Below are 18636 nucleotides of genomic sequence, written 5' to 3'. Positions count from 1 at the left end.
TGAGTTAAGTCCCCCTACCACGGTAAAGATTGCCAGTGCTGTCAGAAGCACGCCGCCTGCCCAGGAAGGAAGACCGTACTGCTGGTTCAGTGTAGAGGCAGCACCTCCAACCATAACGAAAAATGACATGTAACAGAATACAGTAGAATAATAATCCTGAAGGTCCCGACGTATTTACCGCAGTAAAACTTGTATACGTCCATTTCCTTTTTCAAAGTGCTCTTCCGCTCCGGCCTTGGCAAAATTGTAATTGTAGTAGATGAAGCAGACCGCAAACAGTAATACCGTAAAAATTCCCTGCACGCCATATGCAGTGTAGTACTGGACAATCTCATGCCCTGTTGCAAACCCGGAACCAATGGTAAACGCGATGATTGCTCCGGCAAGTATAACTACCCGTCCCCAGTTAACTTTCTTATCACTATCCATACGCCTTCTCCTATCCATGGTCTGATACAGCGCCGCAACGCTGTCCTGATTTATGCCGGCGCAGCGGGCAGGCTGCCTGCTGCGCCGGATTTGTCATTTCTGTGATTATTTCTCAAACACAGTCTGGCCATCAACTGGTGTCTGAAGTGCTTTGAGAGCTCTTCTGACCATGGATAAGCGTAGCTTATAGCTGTCCTTCTCGCCCTGTGGCGGATCGCCCAGAGGATAAGGAATGCCTATACCGGGAATAATACGGTTAGCGCCTATTGTCAGTGAAATCGGAACTACAGTAGCCATGTGAACTACCGGAATGCCGTACTTCTCGATACCCTTAACCATCGTTGCACCGCAACGAGTACAGGTACCTCATGTAGAGACGAGGATAACAGCATCCACATGCTCATCAATAAACATCTGTCCAATCTCGCTGCCGAACTTGGCTGCAGAAGCAGTCGCTGTTCCGGTACCGGTAGTAGTGCAGAAGTAGTTCACAAGCTCGCCGAACTCGCCTGCTTTTTCCAGTTCTCTTAATGCGTCCAACGGAACTACCACGTTGGGGTTGGCCATGGCAAACTGACGGTCATATCCGCCGTGGATGGTGGTAAACTCATCCGGCGACAGACGGTCCATGCCGGTGATGTCGTATTTGCCCCACTTGGTGGCGTTGGAGGACTCGATATGGTCAGGGTTGCCGGTTGGCACGATACCGCCGGAGGTAACCACTGCAATTTTTGCGTGCTTAATATCCTTAACAGGCTCAGCGGGCGCAACTCTGTCAAACTTAGGCATAGGAAGGTCTGTGCCGTATTCCTCGCCCTTTAACTTCTTAACCAGCATCTCAAGGGCACGCTCAGAACCTCTCTTCTCAGCGAAGTAGTTCACGCGGATTCCTCTCTCGATGTATCCTTCTTCCTTCGGTCCAAGGATTTTAGCGCCTGCCGCCATCTTCTTAATGAGGGCTGACATAACAGGAAGTACCTTTGGCATACCTGCTGCGGAGTTAGGTGTTTCCACAATGATAAGGTCCTTGCGGAACATATCCACGCCTGGATTCTCGATATACATACCGGTGATAACCGGGATGCCCAGACGCTCTTCCACTGCCTTACAGATGGTACCGCAGGCAACGCCGTAACGTCCAGCATTGAATGCGGGGCCTGCCACGAATACATCAGGCTCACATTTCTTTACCATCTCAATGATGGTATCGGTTGCAGCGTCCAGATTCTCTCCGAAATAGTTGTCACCGCAGATAACGGTTGATACGATTTCATAATCCTCTCCCAGTGCAGCCTTAAGTCCCTTACCTGGTCCTACGACCCCTTCCCGAAGCTCAGGGGTATAATCGGCTTTTTCTTCACCGCCGATTCCGGCAAAGAACTGGTTAATATAATGTACTATTTTATATTTAGCCATCTTTCCATCTCCTTTATTTTCGATTAATAGCCTCTAGCTGCCAGCTTGTTGAAACCATTGGCAATGGTGGAGGCGATGATAATCTGAAGCTCTGCCTCAAAGCTGCCGTCCGGGTTCTTACAGCCGTCCCAGCCGCCAATCTGCATCTCGATGAAGTCCTGTGTTCCGATGACCTTATCCATGGCCGGGAACTGGAGTGTGGCATTACCCTGTCCACAGGATGCCAGTGCGTCGGCTTCCTCGCAAACGTCTGCCAGGGACTGGGACTTTCCGTCCTTGCCCGGGAACTCGTCGGTTATCAGAACCACCTTGGTTCCTGCGCGCTCTACCTTGCGGCAGTTCATCATCAGGTCGGTATCAGGATTGCCGTATCCCTCCTCGGTAATCAGCACACCGTCTAATCCCATCCAGTTGCACAGCTTGGCAACCATGTCGGAATGACGCTCTTTGTCTGCCAGGAATACGTTCTCATTGGTCAGGATAACACCCATGAAGTTGATATCCTTGCCATGGTGCTTATAGCAGTCCTCAATAACCGGATTGTGGAAATGATGGTAAGTGGTAACCTTGTCACACGGGGCAACACAGTTACCGGAAACAATAGCGCCGTCCATGATTTCCGTTGGATACATAAAGGTGGGGATGAACTGCTTTGCATCCACGCCGTAATAATATGTATCATGCAGAAGGCCCTGTGACTGCAGCATGTGAATGTAGCCTACCTTTGGAAGGTCCGGATACATGGCAGCCTGCTCGAAAATGGGCTTTGTCTCATAAGTAATGATTTCATCAGGCTCCAGCTCTCTTGCTGCCTCGCCTACATAAGCAGCTACTTTTAAGCCTGCCATACGGGCAGCCTTCTCATATACATGAGTCTCCAGGCCGTCGGCCGGCTCCACTACAACGCAGAGGTTATAGGTCTGTGAGAATGGGCAGTAATCCGCAGCAGGGCCGCTCATGTCGATAACGCCCTCCTGGAATCCTACGATTTTACCAACAGTCACCACACAGCAGCCTTCCAGTGCGTGTGTTCTTCCGGTTCCCACCTGCGGGCTTACCTTTCCGATCACGCCTGGGAAAATCTCTCCGCCGCTGACCTTAACCCTTGGCTCAATCACGTCCTTAACCGGTGTAATCCTAACGGACTCACCTGGCTTTGCAATGTCAACGTGGCAGCCGGTCAGCTTATCGTCTTCCAGCACAAGCTTTTCAACTTCCTCTTTGTTGACATAGAGCACTCCGTCTTTCACGTGAGTCTTGTCATCGAATCGGATATCTTTGATAAAGATTTTTCCCAATTCAAGCTTCATATGAAATACCTCCACTTCTTTATATTTTACTGCCTGATTGTCCATGATATTTCCATATATCTAACCTGGCAGCCACAGCAGTACTCTTTCGGTTACAAAATTTGGGGATTGTGCAAAAATGATATTTAAAAATAGTAATCGCGATAACTTATGTCTATAATATAACATAAGTTATCGCGATAATCAATGGAACTCTTGACGCCTATTGTTATTTTCTGTAGGAATAGTTTTTTTCGTCAATTTGTTATAAATTTGTCATGTTTTTTGTGTATATTCACTACTTGGGTGTGAAATCATAGGCATAGCACTGTGTGATTTCCTTGCTCTCCTGAATGAACTGGTTTACCAGCTCCGGAATCTCTTCCTGACTGACGCCGTGCTCCTGGACAAACTTAAAATATCCCAGAAACAGGGTGCATATGATATGATTCAGCTTTTTTGCATTTTCCTCTGAAATTTTGCCCTCAGCCACCAGAAGCCTGCATATATAATAATCCCTCTGGTAATAGCTGGGTATCTCAAGCATCTCCTTGATGAAGGGGCTAACCTGTATGATGGCATCCGGAAACATCTCATAGTATTCCTTAAGGGCCTCTCCCAGGTCCCGGTTGATGTTCCGGTAGAATACAGCCTCAAAAGCCTGGGGCTTTTTAAATGCTTCCTTTGCATAGGAACGCCATATGCCGAAATGCACGTCCCAGATATCATTCCAATCCTTCTCACATTTTGACAAATCCAGGATATACTCGTTGAGCGCATCCAGCTGGGCATAAAACAAAAGCTCATCCAGGTTCTGAAAATACCGGTACATACTGGCGGATGAACATCCCAGCTCTGCCGCAATACGCCGGATGCTGATGGCCTCCACTCCCTCCTTCTTTATAATTCTGCTGGCCTGAACCACATAATCCTTCCTGCTCAAATCTTTAAAGTAGGATGTTCCCACATTCTTTTTCATGACTTCCTCACATTCGGTTCCTTATTATCCCTATAATTTAGGGATTACATTCTCTATCATTGACAAATCAATGGTCTTGTAATCGTAGGCAATCTTCTCATCATACTTAGGCACCTTCTTAATGGCGGTCCACTTATTGAACGCCTCTATGGCTTCCTCAATCAGACGGATATCCCCCGCGTCACTCTTTCCGGTTTCACTGTATAAAAGGATGGTCCTGTAGGGCGTCTGATTGGGCTTTAAACTGGAGGCCTGGGGGTGGGTCAGAAGCTTGTGGTTTGTATGAATCAAATCCCTGGTCTTTAACAGTACCTCCTCGTAGGTCTCCACCGGAACAACCTGGTCTACCTTGTCTCCCCATTTTTCTGCTGCCCGGTCATTATTGGTGACCAGAATACATTTACCTAAATCAAACATTGTATCCCCTCCTGGTTATTATTATTTGCTGTCTTCCTTAACATCTCTTTAATATATTACATCAAATTACATATTCCGTCAATTTATCCCGTACACCATAAACCCATGCTTTCCTAAATTATATCTGTAAAAATGCAAATCCCGTAAAAAGTGCTGCAAAGCCATCGAAATCCTTCAATTGCTGTTGCAGCACCCTGAGTCAAAAGAAATATTCATATGGGTAGTTCCGTGAACACTATTTGCTGAAATATCCGTGATACAGCTGGAAAAAGTTGTCCGCCGTGCAGCCCTCACCGCCGGAGAACTCCACCACGTCACCGGGCAGCTTCTTAAGCTTCACCGTGTGTTCCTTTACGTAGGGCTCATAGATTCCCAGGAACGCCTTTGTCTTCTTCTCCTGGGCCAGCCTGCTCTTTCTGGCAGCCGTGGCCTCCTGGTCATAGGCATTGACACACTTCTGGATATAATATCTTCCGCCCTGCTCCAGTATCCCGCTGACCTGGTCCTGCTCCAGCTCAAATGCAGCACTGTCAAGGCCATCCATGTCCTTCTGCCATTCCAGTGTCCTGTCTGTCCGGCTGTTCTTTGAATATTTTGCGGCAATGGCTCCAAAATCCGCTTTTTCTGCCTGGGTAAGGGCCAGCACGTTCTCTGCTTCCTCCCTGGAATCCAGTTCAATCTGCTGGATGCCTATTACCTTTGCCTCCGCGTCACTGACCTCCAGGTTCTCGTTTTTTGTCAGCTCCGCCACCAGCTTATCCGCGCGGTAGTATTCGCAGTACAGGTCATACACCTCGTCCTGGGATACATCCATAAACCTGCGATCCTGCTCCGATAAATTTCTGTAATATTCCTGGGCAAGGGACTTAAGGGCATCCCTTTCCTGGCTTGTAAGTTCAATTCCCTGTTCATCCGCCATCAGATTGGTGGTTGCCAGCTCAATCAGGAACTGCTCCACCTGGCCCATCAGCTTATCCTCAAATGTATTGCCGCTCTCGTCCGCCTTCACAGACCACAGTTCGCTGGTATATATGTTCTGGTACCGGTTGCGCTCTGTGATGGCAATAACCATCATCTGCCCCCTGGTGTACTCCTTATCCACGGTTCTGGAGCCGGTTGCTGCAGCTGTCTTCCTGGAACACCCGGTAAAAACAGTCAGTGCCAGGACCGCTGCCAGGCACAGTGTCAAGGTCCTTTTCCATCTCTTCCCCCGTCCCTTGTATATCCTGCTTCTGTCCACTGTCACGCTCCTCTCACAGCAGCCCTTTCAGTATCTTGAGGACTCCGCCCCGCACATTGCTGTCCGCCTGGAATCTGGCTGCCCTGCGGACCTCTTCCCTGGCATTGGCAACCGCAAAGCTGTAATAGGCCTGGTTCAGCATCTCTATATCGTTGAGCTGGTCCCCGAAGGCCATGGTCTCCTCCACCTTAATGCCCAGGCTCTCCTGTATGGTGCGCACGGCCCTGCCCTTGTTCACATCCCTGGCCATACAGTCCATCCACATGTCACCGGCGCAGGCCATCTTGGCCTGGTCCCTAAACTCCTCATATATGTCCCTGGTGGCTGCCTCGATTCCCTCCTTCTTATAAATGGAAATCTTCACACATGGCTCCTCCAGCTCCAGCACGTCCCTTACCCGGATAACATTAAACTTATAGCCATTGGTCAGCCAGTCGTACAGGGCATCGTTCTTAGAATCCAGATAATCCCCGTTCACACCGGCATAAACCATCTCCAGCTCCGGATGCATACGTACCTTCCGGATGATACGGTGGGCCAGCTGGCGGTCCATGGTGTAGGCATACAGGCATCTGCCGTGGCAGCCCACGTACGCCCCATTGTTGGCAACATAGAATATCTTCTTCTTTACCGGCTCAAACGCGCTTTCCACACTGGCCCAGGGGCGTCCGCTGGCAACCACAAACTGCATTCCCTTTTCACGAAGCCTGAGAATAATGTCAAATACCTCCGGATCCAAATCCGGGGATCCGTCCGGTACAAGGGTTCCATCCACATCCGATACAATCAGCTTAATCATCTTCCCTGTCCTCCAAAAGTCTTTTTATCTCCTGATAGAGACGTCCCACGGGCAGTCCCACCACGTTGGCGTAGTCCCCGTCAATTCCTTTTATATAGGCGGCAAACCTGCCCTGAATTCCGTAGGCCCCCGCCTTATCCAGGGGCTCACCGCACTGGGCATACTCCTTCATTTCCCCACAGGTCATAGGGTATACATGGACATCCGTGCGCTCCGCAAATGTAATCCCATGGCACCTGTCCTTCCCCTGGCACAGCAACACCGTCACACCGGTGTATACCTGATGGGTCCTGCCCTGAATCTTCTCCAGCATCTCATAAGCCCTCATGGGAGTTCCCGGCTTTCCCAGTATCTCATTTCCCACGGAAACCACTGTATCAGCCCCGATCACCATGGTGCCCACGGGACATCCCGACGCAACGTCCTCCGCCTTCTGTCTGGACAGCTCCATGACCACCATATCCGGCTTCTTCTCCCTGGTTTCCTCCTCCATCCGGCTGGGCCTGATTTCAGGCTCCAGGCCAATCTGTGCCAGCAGTTCCTTCCGTCTGGGGGATGCCGAGGCCAGCACGACCTGATATCCTCCCCAAGTATGTCTCATATCCATGTCTTTCTCCTTTATTCAACCCGCCGTAAAACAGGGGCGGCTCAAAACGACGAAAAGACTGCTGCATGTAGACCAATGGTAACAGCCACCTGCAGCAGCCTTTCATCCAATTAATATATCTTCAGCCGGCCCACTGCCGGCGCATCTTCATCTTCCATACCGCCCAGGCGCAGGCGAAAACAGCGGATGAAATCCACCAGATAGAACATGGTAAGTCCTACCGCCAAAACGGGCCCTACATGGCCGGGCAGGCTGAACACGGCAGCACGAACCCTTATATCCAGAAAATAAAAGAAAAACAGACCCAAAAGTCCCCACCCGAGGCTGCTTTCCAGACAGATCATTCCTTTGTAATTAAAGGGTTTGCGGCTGTAGTCCCACCAGAAGGAACCGAACAGCCGGACCATAATATTGGCTGTGACCAGTTCCATGGTAGTAGCCATGGCCATGGACGCCGTGTAGAGCTCCATGGGGCTGCCCGAAACGGGCCGCAGCAGCATGCAGGCGCCCAGGGCGCCGAACCCATATATGACGCAAAAGGGGCCATGGCCAAAGCCACGGTCCACTACAGGCCGCTTATATTCTGCACTCAGCACAATACATTCCAGCAGGTAACCAAGAAAACTATACATAAAAAACCAGTTGATGAAATCATAAACATTCATGGTATCTTCTGTCCTTCCTGTCTAACATGATACCCCCCGCCGTGTTAATAGCAGGAATTCAGGGCCAGAGCCAGCCCGATTCCCAATATAGCCCCTGCCAGAACCTGCAAAGGCGTGTGTCCCACGTACTCCTTAAGCTTCTCCTGAAGCACTTCCGCATTGAGCTTAAGGGGATTCTCTGAAAGGATGGAATTCAGCAGCTTGGCCTGTTTTCCGGTCTCACGCCTCACTCCGATGGCATCATACATGACAATCATGGAGAGCACGAAGGACACGGCAAATTCAAAGGAGCCGGCCCCGTATTTAAGCAGGGCCGCTGTGGTCAGGCCGCAGACCGTGGCAGAGTGGGAACTGGGCATGCCGCCTGACCCCACCAGGCGCTCCGCGTTAAAATTCTTATTCAAAGCAAAGTCAATCAGTGTCTTTAAGAACTGGGCAACCACCCATCCTGTAACGGCACTCATAAGAAGCTGATTGCCAAGCATCTGTGTCCATACATTCATAATCGGATTATTCTTTCCCCTTTCAAACGGGCTCCGGGACGGTTTTAGCAAAACGTATGATTACCGTCTGGCCGGCTGCGCAAACAGGCACATCCGAATCCAGTGCTTAAACCGGGCCGTGGCTTCCACTGTACTGCAATATTTATCCGCGCAAGTAACTGCATATCCTGCCTTGGATGCGGGAGGGACAAGGGTCAGGGGCCACATATGCCTCAGGATTATCATCCGTTCCTCCCCGGTCAGCCGGAAATACCGGTCTGCATTCGCCAGGGCTGCTTTCGGGTGGGTAAATCCATGAAAATACTGGCCCGTCTCCTTAGCATGGGTATGCCAATCGTATAAAAACAAATCATGGAGAAGCCCTGCCCGAGCAGCGCTTCTCCAGTTTCCTCCCAGCTGTTTGCACAGCTTATATCCAAGGTATGAAACCTGCATACAGTGGGTCTTGCATGTGGTAGTCCCGTGCTGTATGTACTGGTCCATGGACTGGAATACAGGATGGCACAGTATGTCTCTTACGCACTCCATGTATTCCTCGTCTTCTGTTATCTCTGAAACCACTGACGGCTCCATATGGGCATCACACCTTTCTTAATTCATCAGCATATTATCCGACATTACAGGTCTGTTGTCAATATCCAATCAGCCAGTCATAAAGTTCCTGGTACTTGGCGGCAGAGGTCCACCAGGAATAATCCTTGGCCATAGCCCTGTCGATAATCTTATTCCACTCCCGGCGTTTGCTGCTGTAGACATACTTGGCATAGCGCACGCTTCCCAGCATCTCATGAGCATTGTAATTGGCAAAGGAGAATCCTGTGCCCGTGCTCTCGTATTCATTATAAGGCTCCACTGTATCCTTAAGACCGCCTGTCTCCCTGACAATGGGAACCGTGCCGTAACGCAGAGCCATCAGCTGGCTCAAGCCGCATGGCTCAAACAGGGAAGGCATAAGGAATGCGTCGCTTGCTGCGTAAATCTTATGGGACATGGCCTCTGAGTAGTAGATCTGGGCCGATACCCGGTCATGATACTTCCAGTCATAGTGGCGGAACATGTTCTCATAGCGCTCCTCACCTGTTCCCAGTACCACCAGCTGCAAATCATCGTTGCACAGCTCATCCATGACGCACTGAATCAGGTCAAAGCCCTTCTGGTCCGTAAGACGGGAGACGATGCCGACCATAAACGTCTTCTCATCCACCGGAAGGCCTAACTCCTGCTGAAGCGCCTTCTTGTCCTTTACCTTTTCCTTGCGGAAATTCTTAGCATTATAGGTCTGGGCAATATACGTATCTGTCTCCGGATTAAACTCATCGTAGTCAATGCCGTTTACAATTCCCCTGAGGCTTCCGGCCCTGGAACGCATAAGGCCGTCCAGTCCCTCGCCGTAGAATGGCAGCTTAATCTCTTCTGCATAAGTGTTGCTGACCGTGGTGATGGCATCTGCATATACGATACCGCCTTTTAACAGGTTTCCGTCCTTGTAGGCTTCAAGCTTATCCGGCGCGAAATAATAATCCGGCAGTTCTGTAAAGCGCTTGATGGTTTTCACATCCCACACACCCTGGAACTTCAGGTTGTGGATGGTGATTACAGACTTCATATTGCAGAAAAATTCTCCCTCGTGGAACTTATCCTTGAGAAGAACAGGAATCAGTCCTGTCTGCCAGTCATGACAGTGCACCACATCGGGCCGGAATCCAATCACAGGCAGAGCTGATAAGGCTGCCCGGCAGAAGAAGCAGAACTTCTCCAAATCCCAATACCAATCCCCGTATGGCTTTGCCCCGTTAAAATAACTCTCATTATCAATAAAGTAAAAGGTTATACCCTCGTGTACGTACTGCAGGATGCCCACATAGCGGCTCTGTCCCAGATAATCCATATAGAAGTGGTTTACATATTCCATCTTGTCACGCCACTCCTGTTTGATGCAAAGGTACTTGGGAATGATGACCCTGACATCAAAATACTCTTTATCAAAGCATTTTGGCAGGGAGCCCACTACGTCTGCCAGTCCTCCTGTTTTAATAAACGGCACTGCTTCTGAAGCTGCAAATAATATTTTCTTCATCAAAACCTCCCTCTCCTGACGAACAGGTTCCATATGCCTTTCTTAATAGTATACCTTACTTTTCCGAAATTAGGAAGTTCTTTCTGATGAATTTGTCTTAAATTTTTTTGTATTCCAAGAGTATTTTATCCGATATCAGCGCAATGAATTCAGAATTGGTAGGCTTACCCTTTCCGGTACTGATTGTATAACCGAAAACTTCATCGATGGTTTCCATCTTGCCTCTGCCCCAGGCCACCTCGATGGCATGACGTATGGCACGTTCCACCCGGCTGGCCGTTGTCTGGTTGCGTTTGGCTATGGCCGGATAGAGGATTTTCGTCACGCTGCTCATCATTTCCTGGTCTTCCACCGACATGGCGATAGCATCTCTCAGATACTGATATCCTTTAATGTGGGCCGGTATGCCCAGCTCATGAAGCATCTTTGTAATGTCTGTTTCCAGATGCTCCTTCATGTACTCCTCCCTGGTGATATGGGATTCTTCCCCCGGCTCAAAAGGAGCCGTTAATACTTTTCCTGCCGGCTGTTTATCGGGCAGTTTTCCAATATGACGAATCTTGTTTACCAGGATTTCCTTGTCGAAGGGTTTCATCAGATAGTAATTAGCTCCCGCCTTAAAGGCATCTTCTGTCATCTGTTCTCCACCCACTGCACTAAGTATAATGAATGCAGGATTTTTCAGGAAAGTATGCTCGCTTTTCACTTTTTCCACTACGGATATACCGTCAATTTTCGGCATTACCAAATCCAGCAGTACAATGTCCGGCGTGGTGTCAACAATCATGTTAATGGCATCAGCGCCATTGTCTGCCTTTCCAATTACAGATAATCCGTCTTCTGCGTTAATCAGTTCATCCAGCGTATTCAGAATCAGCGGATTGTCATCGACAATCGCAACATTCAGCTTTTCCACTTCCTTTTACCTCCTAAAATTGTTTGCCTGTGCTGAACTACCTGCCAATCAATCGGTAGCTGCTATTCGACCATCTTAACATCAAATCCATCTCCTTCGTCAATATAACTCCTGGCGAAATTAATTATATATGGTCCCCATACCATATAGCAACGATTCGTGGTCGCAATTTTAGACACGCATCGAGATTAAATTGTATCATTTTTGGTGTCATTTTGCAATTATTAATTATATCGATTAACATTTTTGTAACAAATAATTGGTTTTTTTACAATATTTTACTTTAATTCGACACCTTTTTTGTAATTTCAGCACGTTGAGGTTCTAATCCATTATATTCTCACAGGCTTGATTATAGAACGCAAACATCTCTGTTTTTCCTCCTGATATTTAAAACTTTGGCAAAACCGCGGGAGGGGGCGAGACGGGATTTGTCGAAATTTGTTGGAGAGGGTAGGTTGACGGAGGTGGGGAGGTTGGGACAGAGGTGAGAGCAGAGATAAGGGCCGAAAAAAAAACAGGGATGATATTTATGAATTTGATAAGATATGACAGATGGGGAACGGATTTTGTAAGAAATTTGCAGAAACTGATTTTGAGGTGGTATCTGCAAGCCGAAGCGTATGAAATATCAATCCACAGCTTCTTCGCAGAAGCCGACGCAAATACATCCAATACCGCTTCATATATCATTGATTTTTTGTATGTATTTCATAATCATATTCCACTATTTTACAGTTTTTATCCATATTCCCCCAGATTGTCCCTAAAAGCTGCCAGAAAACAGTTGCAAATCTCTCCTGCTTTTCATGTTCACTTGACATTCGCACTACTATATAGTCCACTTTGTGCTGATATATCACCTTCTCCACATCTACCCGTGTTTTTATCTTAGCAAATCTTAAAATATTATTTTGATGGCATACTTCACTTATCATAATTTACACCTGCCCTATCCTTTGTGTTGCTTTCTGTCTATATACCACCCCCCCCCCCAAAAAAAAAAAAAAACGGTTTGTCTATATTGTACCAAGTCGCTAGTGCGACGGCTAGCCCAAGGTACATAAAACCACCACTTTTTTTATAAAAAATAGCAGTTTTTAAATTTATGATGTATTGTTAAGTTACCACACCAAACAACTTCATAACTTTAAGAACTGCTATGCTTATGTTATCATGGATTTCTAAACTCAACAACTATATATCTTATTTTTTTACTCGTCCACCACCTCTTTTTGAAATGTAACTACTGTTTTTATTGCATTTCAAAGGAGATTTTACTATGGACAAATATTTAAATTCTTTCAGGGAAATGATTTCCCTTCGCGGTCTTACCGACCATACCCTTAAAAATTACTGTACTTACATCCGGGCGTATCTGGATTACCTCGCAAATGTTCTTCACAAATCGCCAGAAGATGTTTCCTGGGATGAACTTCGTGACTACATCAAATGGCTACAGAAATCCAGAGACCTTTCTGACCGCACCATCAACTGTGCCATTTCACAACTGCGCTTTTTCACCATGTATGTTCTTCACAAAACATGGGATGACACACAGCTTCCCATGCGTAAGTTTGACGAGTACCTTCCCTATGTTCCCTCGAAACAGGAAACATGGCAGTTTATTTCTTCCATACCTGATTTAAAGCAGAAGACTATGGTTACACTCATGTATTCCTCAGGGCTTCGTATCGGTGAAGTATGCCGTCTGCGTTACGAGGATGTTGACCGCAAAAACATGCGGCTTCACATCACACACTCCAAAAACAGGAATGACCGCTATGCCATTCTTTCTAAAGCGGCACTTGACCTGCTGACACGCTACTGGTTTGAATACGGCAGACCAAAAGGCTTTCTTTTTCCAAAGCAAAGTGGCGAGGACAGACCCATCGACACATTCTTCCTTTCAAGACACATCCATGCCCATGAGGACAGGCTCGGATGGGAACGCAGGCTTACCTGTCATTCCTTTCGTCATGCTTTTGGTACCCATCTGTATGAAAACGGAACCGACCTGCTTACCATAAAAGCGCTTATGGGACATAAATCTTTGTCTTCCACCACTATTTATGTCCATCTTTCCGGTAATGCCATCCGCAATGCCGTCAGCCCTTTTGACCGATTGGCAGGTGAATACCATGAGTGATTACAAAATCAGGCAGATATTTGAGCAGTCCTATGAAGCTTTCTCAGCACCGGGGCACTATCAGTCGGATGTCCAACGCAAAGCCGCCCGAGCCATCTTAAACTGCAAATCCGGAAGGCTTGGTGTCAACTTAAGTCAGTGTACCGACTGTGGGCATGTGGAAGTCCACAATAATTCCTGCCGCAACCGCAACTGCCCCAACTGTCAGGCTGTGAAGAAAGAAATCTGGGTAGATAAACGCAGTGCTGAGGTCATTGATTCACCCTATTTTCATGTAGTGTTTACACTTCCACATGAATTAAATCCCCTCATTTACTGCAACCAGAAGCTTCTGTATGGACTTCTTCACAGATGCTGCGCCGAAACACTTCTGGAATTATCTGCTGATAAGAAGTGGCTCGGGGCAACACCCGGGATTATCCAAGTACTTCATACTTGGAATCAGGAGCTGGATTACCATGTACATATGCACTGCATTGTTTCCGGCGGCGGGCTTACCGGAGATGGAAAAATCCGTAAATCCTCATCTAAGTTTTTTATCCGTACGGAGGTCCTGCGGGATAAGTTTAAGGGGAAATATATGGCACACCTTGTCTCCCTTTATGAAAGCGGCTCCCTTAACTTTTCATCCTCCTGTGAAAACCTGCGTAATTCTTACCACTGGAAGGAATTTAAAAATAAGCTTTATGAAATGGACTGGTGCCCCTACATCAAGAAAACCTTCAACGGCTTCGGCAATGTCATTGAATACCTTGGACGCTACATCCACAAAATCGCCATCTCTAACAGCAGGATCCTTTCTGTTACGGAAGATACGGTAACATTCTCTGCCCGTGGAAAAAAGCCGGGTGAACCAAAACGTCAGATTACTCTTGGCAACACGGAGTTTATACGCCGTTACCTGATGCATGTGCTGCCTTCCGGCTTTCAGAAAATACGCTATTATGGTTTTCTGAACAATCGGATGAAATATAAGAATCTGAAGGTTATCTTTAAGCTTCAGAATGGACAGCGTTTCAAGCAGCGTTACGCCGGAATGTCCCTGGCAGAGCTTTTAAAAGCAGTCTGGAATTTCGATATCTGTGTGTGTCCTGAATGTGGTCATACAGCCATGAAACAGCTGGGAAGGTGTCATGTTCCTTCTTCCTGACAGGCTGCTTTCCTATATATTTTTTAAGACCTGCCATCGGGAGGTCTGCGAAGCATACCCAAAAATATGGGATACAGCTAAAATCGTCCTGCTTCTGCATTGCAGACCACCATAATCCACTATTTTAAGCTTCCCTGGGGAAATACTATCCCCATACAGCCTATGGCTAAAGTTCCGCGACTTGGTACAATTGGAAAGAATCACATTCAGAGCAGTTTATCTTTTGCATAAGCTGTTCATTTTTTTGTCGCTCTGAATCTGATACTTTCCTTAAGAATTATACCATATTCTGCCCAAAAGAGTACCTTTATTTTAATGCAGCCAGCTACCGCGCCATCGCGGACCAAGCCGGTAAAGATAGCAGATGTAAGCAGCCTTACAACGCTATCTTTCCTGACATTTTCTCCGAAACTCATTGCTCCATCATATTCTCAATCAATATCCCATACCCCCTGCTGGCATCCTGCACAAACACATGGGTCACCGCCCCGGCCAGCTTCCCATCCTGTATAATCGGGCTTCCGCTCATTCCCTGAACAATTCCACCTGTCAGCTCCAGCAGTTCCGGGTCCGTTACCTTGATGACCATGCTTTTGTTTTTATGTCCGGAATTGTAATCCACCTTTTGAATCTCGATGGCATAATCCTTTAGCTCACCTGAAATATTGCTGCGGATATAGGCCGGTCCCTGCTTTACATCCTGGCGGCAGGCGATTTCCATGGGCTCTCCTGAAATCTGCTTTTTAAACTGCTGGTTGACGGTGCCGAATATACCCTCATTTGTATTCTTTTCAATATCTCCCATATGGGACTGGGGACCGTAGTAAATTACGCCGGACAGCAGTCCGGGTTTTCCCATGGATCCCTTTTCGATTCCCATGATTTCCGTGGAATACAGTGCTCCCTCCGAGGATTCCACCAAATCCCCTGTATCGCTGTCGCTGATTCCATGGCCCAGCGCGCCGAACCTGCCGTTCATATCCACATAAGTAATAGTACCGATACCCTGGGTATCGTCCCTAACCCATGCTCCCAGCTTGTACTGCCCGTCAGCGCCCTGGACCGGCTTCAGACTTACATCCACGTCCTCGCCTTCCCTGCGCACCTGGAGCACGCATTCCTGGCCGCCTGACTCGCTGACAGCCCGTATCAGATCCTCCTTTGTGTTCATGGGCTTTCCGTTGAATGCCTCGATATAGTCACCTGATTTCAGTATTCCGTATGCCGGTTCCACCTCCATGCCGTCGCTTCCCGTTATGCGTCCGGTTCCGATGACCATGACGCCGTCTGATTTCAGGTAGATTCCGATGGGAGAACCGCAGGGAACAGCATATCTGGTGTCCACCACATCCACCTGTATGTCCTTTAATTTTATCACTCCAAACAGCTTAAGACCTACCTGGTAGCTTCCCTTTTCTCCCCCGAACATGGAAAAATGGTCCCTGCCGCTTATGGTAATCTGATCCGCCGGTATATTGCTCTCATTTGCCAGGGCCACCTCCTGGCTGTCGCTGGATATGGTTGCCTTTAAAGGCAGGCCGAAGGAAAATTCCTCCTCTTCATTTTCTATAATACTCACCCGGTCCGGCACTGCCTGGTCCATGTAATACCATGTGTACCCCGTAACAGCCACAGCGGACAGCCAGAAGATGCGCCCCAGCCACCGGTAAAAGATTGATTTCCCCTTCATCGCCCTGCCTCCTTATATAGTCATTCATTTTAAATGGGTCAATACACTGCCTTGGTTCCTCCGGTTACGGCCGAACCACAACAAAAAAAGAAAGAAGCAATGTTCACTGCCTCTTTCTTAGTATTATCCATCCTTAGGATTTCAATCTGTTTTATTTTGTTCTGTCTGCCAATTCCTTCATTTCACCTGCGTTTTTAAGCACTGCCTCCGTAATCCTGGCGCCGCCTAACAGCCTGGCCAGCTCTTCTACGGAAGCCTTTCGGTCCAGCAGACGGATGGTGGTAATGGTCCTGCCCTGGCTGGCAGATTTTGCAATTTCAAAATGTGAATCCGCCATGGCCGCTATCTGCGGCAGGTGGGTGATGCAGATGATCTGGTGGCTCCTTGCTATGAGCATGAGCTTCTCTGATACCTTTTGGGCGGTACGGCCGCTGATACCAGTGTCTATCTCGTCAAAAATCAGAGTGGGTATATCATCTGAATCCGCCAGCACGGTCTTGATGGCCAGCATGATTCTGGAAAGCTCTCCTCCTGACGCCACATCCTTAAGAGGGCGCATAGGCTGTCCTGGATTGGTTGAAATAAGAAACTGCGCCCCGTCCCATCCGGATGGTGTAAAATGATCCAGTTTTTCAAATTCCATGTCAAATTCCACGTCCAGGAAATTCAAATCCACCAAACCCTGCCTGATTTTTTTTACAAGCGTCCCGGACGCCTTTTTACGTATCCCTGTTAATTGTGTGCAGAGTTTCTCCAAACCATTCCTGCATTCCTCTAATTCCTGCTCCATACGCTTTCTGTGGGCGTCATAATCTTCCAATTCTTCCAGCCTTTTCTTTTTTTGTTCCAGCTTCTGGCGGATGGCTTCCACGGTTGCCCCGTATTTTGCCTGAAGGTTATGTATCAGGTCCAGGCGTTCCTCGGTTTTCCTGAATGTTTCCTCGTCCATCTCCATGGAATCCAGGTAGGTGGACATCTCTCTTCCCGCGTCCCTCAGTATGGAATCCGCATCATAGAGCTGGTCCCGGATGCCGCCCAGGGTCTCATCGTACTCTGCCGCCTGCTCCACCTCTTTTAAGGCCCTTGAAAGCCATTCTCCCTCCACTGCCTCGCAGGCGGCTCCCAGACACTCTGCAATGCGCCTGGAATGGGAATAACGGCGGTAAATTGAGGTGAGCTCCTCCTCCTCCCCTTCCTTCAGGGCTGATGCCTCTATCTCCTCTATCTCAAACCGAAGGAAGTCAGCCTCGCGGATACGGCTTTCAGCATCCATATCAAACCCCCTCAGCTTTTCTTCAAGGGAGCGGTATATACGGTACCTGTCTGCTATTGTCTGTTTTACAGGCTGGGTCGCGGCCTTGACATAGGCGTCCAGAATTTCAAGATGCTTGGATTTGTAAAGAAGGGACTGATGCTCATGCTGCCCGTGTATGTCCAGCAGCAGGCCTGTAATCTGGCTCAGTCTGGCCATGGTCACTGTCTCATCGTTGATACGGCTGATACTCCTGGCAGGGGTCAGCTTCCTGGATATGATTACCAGTCCGTCCTCCGTGGGTTCCACCTCCAGCTCCCTGAGAGCCTTCCGCTTCTCTTCCCCTGTGGCGGAAAACACCAGCTCAATATAGGCGTAGTCAGCCCCTGGACGTATACTGCCTTTGGGCGCCTTGCCGCCCAGGGCCATGGTTACGGAACCGATGATGATGGATTTTCCGGCTCCGGTTTCACCGGTGAGGATATTGAGACCCTCACCGAATTCCACATCCGCTTTCTCAATAAGGGCCAGGTTCTTTACATGCAGTTCCAGTAACATATTACACCCCTTTTCCATTAGTCTTCCACCATTTTCTTGATTTTCTCCATGACAATGATGGTGTCGTCCACACTGCGTATGGCGCACATGATGGTGTCATCACCCGCAATACAACCCACGATTTCGTGGAATTGGATGGCGTCCAGGGCAGCAGCCACAGCCATGGCCATGCCGGATACGGTCTTGATTACCAGGATATTCTGCGCCATGTCCATGGACATGTATCCGTCCTTAAGGATGCGGATATATTTGATGGCGGATGTCCCTCTGGGGCTCTCCAATACCATGTAGCGCTGTCTGCCGCTCTCTGACTGCATCTTGGTCAGCTTCAGCTCGCGGATATCCCTGGAAACAGTTGCCTGGGTCACATTGAAACCAGCCTCATTCAGCCTTTCAGCCAGCTCCTCCTGTGTCTCTATCTCATATTTTCCAATTAATTCGACAATCTTGCTGTGGCGCTCTACCTTCATGTGAGACGCTTCCCTCCTTGTTGATTTATA

At 48.3% G+C, this 18636-nt stretch carries 18 protein-coding genes and 1 pseudogene; 2 read left to right on the top strand and 17 right to left on the bottom strand.

Annotated features, from left to right (window positions below):
* The 14 genes and pseudogenes from LA360_RS31665 to LA360_RS27015 all read right to left on the bottom strand — a co-directional run.
* Window positions 1-429 (bottom strand): annotated as a pseudogene (locus tag LA360_RS31665) (YkvI family membrane protein); the annotation flags it as partial.
* A gap of 105 nt (window positions 430-534) precedes the next feature.
* On the bottom strand, window positions 535-1845 hold the full coding sequence (gene grdF / locus LA360_RS27075; RefSeq protein WP_080633413.1) for a sarcosine reductase complex component B subunit beta: 1311 nt from the start codon (window positions 1843-1845) through the stop codon (window positions 535-537).
* 23 nt (window positions 1846-1868) lie between these two features.
* On the bottom strand, window positions 1869-3155 hold the full coding sequence (gene grdG / locus LA360_RS27070; RefSeq protein WP_002584709.1) for a sarcosine reductase complex component B subunit alpha: 1287 nt from the start codon (window positions 3153-3155) through the stop codon (window positions 1869-1871).
* A 277-nt stretch (window positions 3156-3432) separates the two neighbouring features.
* Entirely contained in the window at window positions 3433-4113 is a 681-nt protein-coding gene (locus LA360_RS27065) for a TetR/AcrR family transcriptional regulator (protein WP_002584710.1), read from the bottom strand.
* A 30-nt stretch (window positions 4114-4143) separates the two neighbouring features.
* Complete coding sequence (locus tag LA360_RS27060; protein ID WP_002584711.1) at window positions 4144-4530, bottom strand: GrdX family protein; 387 nt, start codon at window positions 4528-4530, stop codon at window positions 4144-4146.
* A 235-nt stretch (window positions 4531-4765) separates the two neighbouring features.
* Window positions 4766-5770, bottom strand: coding sequence for a peptidyl-prolyl cis-trans isomerase (locus LA360_RS27055; RefSeq protein ID WP_002584712.1), 1005 nt, complete (start codon window positions 5768-5770; stop codon window positions 4766-4768).
* 13 nt (window positions 5771-5783) lie between these two features.
* Window positions 5784-6569 carry an HAD family hydrolase gene (locus LA360_RS27050; protein WP_002584713.1) on the bottom strand — a complete coding sequence of 262 codons (786 nt, stop codon included), beginning with the start codon at window positions 6567-6569 and terminating at the stop codon, window positions 5784-5786.
* Window positions 6562-7176, bottom strand: a complete 615-nt coding sequence (locus tag LA360_RS27045) for a Maf family protein (protein ID WP_002584714.1) — start codon at window positions 7174-7176, stop codon at window positions 6562-6564. Before LA360_RS27045 ends, LA360_RS27050 begins: the two co-directional genes overlap by 8 nt.
* Before the next feature lie 110 nt (window positions 7177-7286).
* Window positions 7287-7841 carry a putative ABC transporter permease gene (locus LA360_RS27040; RefSeq protein ID WP_022203040.1) on the bottom strand — a complete coding sequence of 185 codons (555 nt, stop codon included), beginning with the start codon at window positions 7839-7841 and terminating at the stop codon, window positions 7287-7289.
* A 44-nt stretch (window positions 7842-7885) separates the two neighbouring features.
* Window positions 7886-8326, bottom strand: a complete 441-nt coding sequence (locus tag LA360_RS27035; RefSeq protein ID WP_002584716.1) for a divergent PAP2 family protein — start codon at window positions 8324-8326, stop codon at window positions 7886-7888.
* A 78-nt stretch (window positions 8327-8404) separates the two neighbouring features.
* On the bottom strand, window positions 8405-8905 hold the full coding sequence (locus LA360_RS27030; RefSeq protein WP_002584717.1) for an HD domain-containing protein: 501 nt from the start codon (window positions 8903-8905) through the stop codon (window positions 8405-8407).
* A 70-nt stretch (window positions 8906-8975) separates the two neighbouring features.
* A complete protein-coding gene (glgA, locus tag LA360_RS27025) occupies window positions 8976-10421 on the bottom strand; it encodes a glycogen synthase GlgA (RefSeq protein WP_002584718.1) in 1446 nt (481 codons plus the stop codon).
* A gap of 97 nt (window positions 10422-10518) precedes the next feature.
* Window positions 10519-11337 (bottom strand): sporulation transcription factor Spo0A, encoded by an 819-nt coding sequence (spo0A, locus tag LA360_RS27020; protein WP_002584719.1) that lies wholly within the window; start codon window positions 11335-11337, stop codon window positions 10519-10521.
* A gap of 689 nt (window positions 11338-12026) precedes the next feature.
* Entirely contained in the window at window positions 12027-12275 is a 249-nt protein-coding gene (locus LA360_RS27015; protein ID WP_022203039.1) for a hypothetical protein, read from the bottom strand.
* Between the two features lie 344 nt (window positions 12276-12619).
* On the opposite strand from LA360_RS27015, the gene LA360_RS27010 reads away from it, so the two are divergent.
* Window positions 12620-13486 carry a tyrosine-type recombinase/integrase gene (locus LA360_RS27010; RefSeq protein ID WP_112481419.1) on the top strand — a complete coding sequence of 289 codons (867 nt, stop codon included), beginning with the start codon at window positions 12620-12622 and terminating at the stop codon, window positions 13484-13486.
* Window positions 13479-14636, top strand: coding sequence for an IS91 family transposase (locus LA360_RS27005; protein WP_112481418.1), 1158 nt, complete (start codon window positions 13479-13481; stop codon window positions 14634-14636). The genes LA360_RS27010 and LA360_RS27005 overlap by 8 nt, the downstream gene beginning before the upstream one ends.
* A 412-nt stretch (window positions 14637-15048) precedes the next feature.
* Here LA360_RS27005 and spoIVB read toward each other — a convergent pair whose 3' ends face one another.
* From spoIVB to argR, 3 genes are all read right to left on the bottom strand, one after another.
* Window positions 15049-16326 carry a SpoIVB peptidase gene (spoIVB, locus tag LA360_RS27000; protein WP_002584720.1) on the bottom strand — a complete coding sequence of 426 codons (1278 nt, stop codon included), beginning with the start codon at window positions 16324-16326 and terminating at the stop codon, window positions 15049-15051.
* Window positions 16327-16477: 151 nt separating this feature from the next.
* On the bottom strand, window positions 16478-18136 hold the full coding sequence (recN, locus tag LA360_RS26995) for a DNA repair protein RecN (protein ID WP_057572107.1): 1659 nt from the start codon (window positions 18134-18136) through the stop codon (window positions 16478-16480).
* Window positions 18137-18153: 17 nt separating this feature from the next.
* Window positions 18154-18606 carry an arginine repressor gene (argR, locus tag LA360_RS26990; RefSeq protein ID WP_002569663.1) on the bottom strand — a complete coding sequence of 151 codons (453 nt, stop codon included), beginning with the start codon at window positions 18604-18606 and terminating at the stop codon, window positions 18154-18156.
* Window positions 18607-18636: the final 30 nt, after the last annotated feature.

The sequence above is a fragment of the Enterocloster clostridioformis genome (genome assembly GCF_020297485.1).
Taxonomy (GTDB): domain Bacteria; phylum Bacillota; class Clostridia; order Lachnospirales; family Lachnospiraceae; genus Enterocloster; species Enterocloster clostridioformis.
This window is presented reverse-complemented; position numbering and strand designations above follow the sequence as displayed.

Coding starts and splice junctions, on each gene's coding strand:
- grdG (WP_002584709.1), bottom strand. CDS start 3,155: ATGAAGCTTGAATTGGGAAAAATCTTTATCAAAGATATCCGATTCGAT.
- LA360_RS27065 (WP_002584710.1), bottom strand. CDS start 4,113: ATGAAAAAGAATGTGGGAACATCCTACTTTAAAGATTTGAGCAGGAAG.
- LA360_RS27060 (WP_002584711.1), bottom strand. CDS start 4,530: ATGTTTGATTTAGGTAAATGTATTCTGGTCACCAATAATGACCGGGCA.
- LA360_RS27050 (WP_002584713.1), bottom strand. CDS start 6,569: ATGATTAAGCTGATTGTATCGGATGTGGATGGAACCCTTGTACCGGAC.
- LA360_RS27045 (WP_002584714.1), bottom strand. CDS start 7,176: ATGGATATGAGACATACTTGGGGAGGATATCAGGTCGTGCTGGCCTCG.
- LA360_RS27040 (WP_022203040.1), bottom strand. CDS start 7,841: ATGAATGTTTATGATTTCATCAACTGGTTTTTTATGTATAGTTTTCTT.
- LA360_RS27035 (WP_002584716.1), bottom strand. CDS start 8,326: ATGCTTGGCAATCAGCTTCTTATGAGTGCCGTTACAGGATGGGTGGTT.
- glgA (WP_002584718.1), bottom strand. CDS start 10,421: ATGAAGAAAATATTATTTGCAGCTTCAGAAGCAGTGCCGTTTATTAAA.
- LA360_RS27015 (WP_022203039.1), bottom strand. CDS start 12,275: ATGATAAGTGAAGTATGCCATCAAAATAATATTTTAAGATTTGCTAAG.
- LA360_RS27010 (WP_112481419.1), top strand. CDS start 12,620: ATGGACAAATATTTAAATTCTTTCAGGGAAATGATTTCCCTTCGCGGT.
- LA360_RS27005 (WP_112481418.1), top strand. CDS start 13,479: ATGAGTGATTACAAAATCAGGCAGATATTTGAGCAGTCCTATGAAGCT.
- spoIVB (WP_002584720.1), bottom strand. CDS start 16,326: ATGAAGGGGAAATCAATCTTTTACCGGTGGCTGGGGCGCATCTTCTGG.
- recN (WP_057572107.1), bottom strand. CDS start 18,136: ATGTTACTGGAACTGCATGTAAAGAACCTGGCCCTTATTGAGAAAGCG.
- argR (WP_002569663.1), bottom strand. CDS start 18,606: ATGAAGGTAGAGCGCCACAGCAAGATTGTCGAATTAATTGGAAAATAT.